The 4,130-nt window shown below is 74.1% G+C and carries 4 protein-coding genes; 1 reads left to right on the top strand and 3 read right to left on the bottom strand.

What is annotated here, in order from left to right:
* Positions 1–283: 283 nt before the first annotated feature.
* The gene (locus V7793_RS34300; RefSeq protein WP_336013614.1) at positions 284–985 is read right to left on the bottom strand and encodes a nuclease-related domain-containing protein; all 702 of its coding nucleotides are present in this window, start codon (positions 983–985) and stop codon (positions 284–286) included.
* 291 nt (positions 986–1,276) lie between these two features.
* On the opposite strand from V7793_RS34300, the gene V7793_RS34305 reads away from it, so the two are divergent.
* A complete protein-coding gene (locus V7793_RS34305) occupies positions 1,277–2,869 on the top strand; it encodes an alpha/beta hydrolase (protein WP_336013615.1) in 1,593 nt (530 codons plus the stop codon).
* A 16-nt stretch (positions 2,870–2,885) separates the two neighbouring features.
* On the opposite strand, the gene hemQ is transcribed toward V7793_RS34305, so the two are convergent.
* Together hemQ and V7793_RS34315 are read right to left on the bottom strand one after the other, a co-directional pair.
* Positions 2,886–3,599: a hydrogen peroxide-dependent heme synthase gene (gene hemQ, locus V7793_RS34310; protein ID WP_058042342.1), complete on the bottom strand. Its 714-nt coding sequence runs from the start codon at positions 3,597–3,599 to the stop codon at positions 2,886–2,888.
* Between the two features lie 5 nt (positions 3,600–3,604).
* A partial coding sequence (locus V7793_RS34315) for a protoporphyrinogen/coproporphyrinogen oxidase (RefSeq protein ID WP_443058055.1) occupies positions 3,605–4,130 on the bottom strand: 526 nt, incomplete at its 5' end.

Below are 4,130 nucleotides of genomic sequence, written 5' to 3' on the forward strand. Positions count from 1 at the left end.
GCCGGCCCGCGGGCAAAGACGAACGCGGTCGAGTTACAGGACGGCGGCGGTGCGTGCCGGCGTCCGGCGCAGGGGTCCCTGAGGGAAACCCTGCATCCCCGAGCGTCCGCCGGGCGCGGCGCACCGCACCGCAGCCTTCCCGTGGTCCTCGACCGCACGATCAAGGCTACGCAGGGACCGGCCGCCCGGTCGGGAAATACGCCCGGACTTCACCCGTCTGACGGTACGTCACACACCGCACCGGCACCCGCACCCGCACCCGCACCCGCGAGCCGACGGCCCGTCACGCCCACAGCCACACCCTCCGGTTGCGCGCCACCGTGTGGATGCGCCGCGCCCGGTCCGGGTGCAGCACCCCGCCGAGCGCGCCGAGCCCCGGCACCTCCCCCTCCCCCATCACCCGGACGTCGTCGAGCTCCGGCGCGGCCTCCACGCTCCGCGCGCCGACGAACACCAGCACCGGCTGCACCTGCACGAGGAAGCCGCAGCCGCGGGAGAGGACGTGGGAGGCGCGCACGGCGTCGTGCCGCGTCTCGCGGACGTACGGGCAGGGCCGCCGCTCCCGGTCCGTGCGCACCTGCGACTCGCCGGCGCGGACGCGCCCCCGCCGCCCGGGCCTGGCGGAGATGCCGAAGACCCCGCCGGGGCCGATCAGCAGGTGCGAGATGATCGCGTCCCCCGGCAGGACGATGGAGTGCACCACGTCCCAGCCGCTTCCGGCGAGCCCTTCGAGCGCCGCGCCGACGCACTGCTCGGCGGCCAGCGCCCGGCGCCAGGCGTCCTCCACGGGCCGCCGCCCGAGCAGGCGGGCCATCAGGAGGCGGGCCCGCCCGGAGGCTCCCGCCGCCGCGGAGCCGTCGAGCCGGGCGCGGAGCGTCTCGCCGGGGCGGTTGGGGGCGAGGTCGTCGTCGGGCGGCAGGAACAGCCGCTCGGGATCGTAAGTCTTCCCGTTCGCACTCCTCTTGCCGTCCGGCCGCTCCCGCACGCACACCACCCCCACCGCTCATACTGCCGCAGAAGCGGGGGAACCAACCCGGCCGTCCGGCCGTTGACCCGGACAGAGGCCCCGCGACATCCCCCCGATCGCGGGGCCTCGCCCATGCCGTGCCCACGCCGTGCCCACGCCTTGTCCGCGCCGCACCCACGCACGCGCCACGCACCCCGCGCCCCTCCCCCTTCGGCCGCATTCCGGCGACACCGGCCGCCGGTGCTTTACTTCACCAGACCACGGGCCAACTATCCCTTTTGTCACATTAACGCCGGGAAGGGATGGTCAGTGAGAGCAGTCGCGTTGTACGGAGCCCTCGGATCCCTGGTCCTCACCACACTCGTCAGCGCCCCGGCCGATGCCCTCGCCCCGGGGCACACGCCGGGCGGCTACGCCGAAGCCCGCGGCGCCGAGAAGGCGGCCCAGCAGGCCGCCGCGGCCGGCATCCGCTTCGGGGCGTGCCCCGCGGCCGAGGGCCTGCCCGCCCCCTTCGAGTGCGGAACCGTGTCCGTACCGCTGGACTACGCCCACCCCCACGGCAAGCGCATCAACCTCACCGTCAGCCGCGGCCGCGCCACCGGCCCGGCGCACGAACGGCAGGGCGCACTCGTCTACAACCCCGGCGGCCCGGGCGGCTCCGGCATGTTCTTCCCGCTGCTCGCCGCCGTCCCGCAGTGGAAGAAACTGGCGAAGGCCTACGACTTCGTCGGCTACGCGCCCCGCGGCGTCGGCCGCTCCGCCCCCCTGTCGTGCGTGAACCCCGCGAGCTTCACGAAGGCCCCCACCGACGCCCCGCAGCACCCCACGGCCGCCTACAAGCGCAAGAAGATCGCCGAGGCCAGGGCCTACGCCCGGGGCTGCGCCCGCAAGGCCGGCGCCGACCTGCCGTACTACACCAGCCTCAACAACGCCCGCGACCTGGACGTGCTCCGCGCCGCGCTCGGCGAACGGCGGCTGACGTACATGGGCGCCTCCTACGGCACCTACTTCGGCGCGCTCTACGCCACGCTCTTCCCCGGGCACGTGCGCCGCATGGTCTTCGACAGCGTGGTCGACCCCAGCCCCAGGAAGATCTGGTACGGCAGCAACCTGGACCAGTCCGCGGCCTTCGAGAAGCGCTGGGCCGACTGGCGGCGCTGGGTCGCCCGGCACGACAAGGTCTACCACCTCGGGCGCACCGCCGGGCAGGTGCTGGCCTCCTACGACCGCGCGAGCAAGCGGCTCGGGCACCGCCCCGCCGGCAAGGTCGGCCCCGGGGAGCTGCAGGCCGCGCTCCTCCAGGTCGGCTACACCGACACCTACTGGGCGCGCGCCGCGAACGCCCTGGCGGCGTACCTGCGCGGGGACGCCAGGCCGCTGCGCGTCCTCGCGGAGCCGGACGCCTCGGGCGCGGTCGCGAGCGAGAACGCCAACGCCGTCTACACCGCCGTCGAGTGCAACGACGCGCGCTGGCCGCGCTCCTGGCGCGTGTGGGACCGCGACAACACGCGGCTGGCGGAGCGGGCCCCGTTCGAGACCTGGCAGAACGCCTGGATGAACCTGCCGTGCGCGTTCTGGAAGACGCACTCGCAGCGCCCGCTCGACGTCCGCGCGGCGCGCGGCGCCCTGCCGCCCACGCTGCTGCTGGCGTCGGAGCGGGACGCGGCCACCCCGTACACGGGGGCACTGGAGCTGCGCCGCAGGCTGCCGGGCTCGGCGCTGGTGACCGAGCGGGACGCGGGCACGCACGGCATCGGGGGCGGCCCCAACCGCTGCGTCAACCGCCACCTGGACACATACCTGCTGACGGGCGCGGTCCCGGCGCGGGGCGCGGAGTGCGCTCCGCGCCGGGAACCCGCGGCCACGGCCGGCAAGGGCCTCAAACAGCCTCAGGCCGGGTGACCCCCGGGAACCGCTGTCAGGCGAGCCCCGCCACCAGCTCGGCGACCGCCTTCCGGCGACCCGTGTAGAACGGCACCTCCTCGCGCACGTGCATCCGTGCCTCGGACGCGCGGAGGTGCCGCATCAGGTCGACGATGCGGTAGAGGTCGTTCGCCTCGAAGGCGAGGATCCACTCGTAGTCGCCCAGCGAGAAGGACGCGACCGTGTTGGCGCGCACGTCCGGGTAGCCGCGGGCCATCTTGCCGTGGTCCGCGAGCATGCGGCGGCGGTCCTCGTCGGGCAGCAGGTACCAGTCGTACGAGCGCACGAAGGGGTAAACGCTGACGTAGTCGCGCGGCGTCTCGTCGGCGAGGAACGCCGGGATGTGCGACTTGTTGAACTCGGCGGGGCGGTGCAGCGCCATGTTCGACCACACCGGCTCCAGCGCACGGCCGAGGCGGGTGCGGCGGAAGAGGTTGTAGGCGTCCTGGAGGGCGTCCGAGGTCTCGGAGTGCCACCAGATCATGACGTCGGCGTCGGCGCGCAGGCCCGAGAGGTCGTACGTGCCGCGCACGGTGACGTCCTTCTCGGCGAGCTGGGCGAACAGCTCCTCCACCTCGTCGGCCCAGCCGGCGCGGTCCTGCGGCAGGACGTCGCGGAGCTTGAACACCGACCAGAGGGTGTAGCGGATGACCTCGTTGAGGTCCTTGGCCTTCTTGCCGGCGTTCGGGATCTTCTGCGCGTCAGTCATGGTCCCTATTCTCCCCTGCCGTCCCCCGCGCCCTCGGCCAGGGTCGCGATGAGCCCGTCGGCCGCGCGGTGGGCGCTCGCGATGCAGGCCGGGATGCCCACGCCGTCGTAGACGGCGCCGCAGACCTCCAGGCCGGGCAGGCGGGCGACGTGCTCGCGGATGCGCGCCACGCGCGCGAGGTGGCCGACCGGGTACTGCGGCAGCCCGTCGTCCCAGCGGGTGACCCGGCTCTCGACCGGGGCGGCCGCGAGGCCCACGGCGGCGCCGAGGTCCTTGAGCGACAGGTCAACGAGCTCGGCGTCCGGGCGGGTCAGGTCGCCCTCGTCGCCGTACCGCCCGATCGAGGTGCGCAGGACGAACAGGTCCGGGTCGGCGTCGGCGTTCCAGCGCCACTTGTTGCTGGAGAACGTGGACGCCTTGATCTTCCGCCCGTCGACGGGCGGGACGAGGAAGCCGCTGCCGCTCAGCAGCCCCTCGACGTCGGAGCGGCGGAAGGCCATGGTGACCAGCGCCATGGAGGCGTACTCGACG

It is taken from the genome of Streptomyces sp. KLMMK, from assembly GCF_036961605.1.
GTDB classification, from domain to species: Bacteria; Actinomycetota; Actinomycetes; order Streptomycetales; family Streptomycetaceae; genus Streptomyces; species Streptomyces telluris.

Bases quoted from the DNA above. Each gene is read 5' to 3' on its own strand.
- hemQ (WP_058042342.1), bottom strand. From the start codon at position 3,599: ATGACTGACGCGCAGAAGATCCCGAACGCCGGCAAGAAGGCCAAGGAC.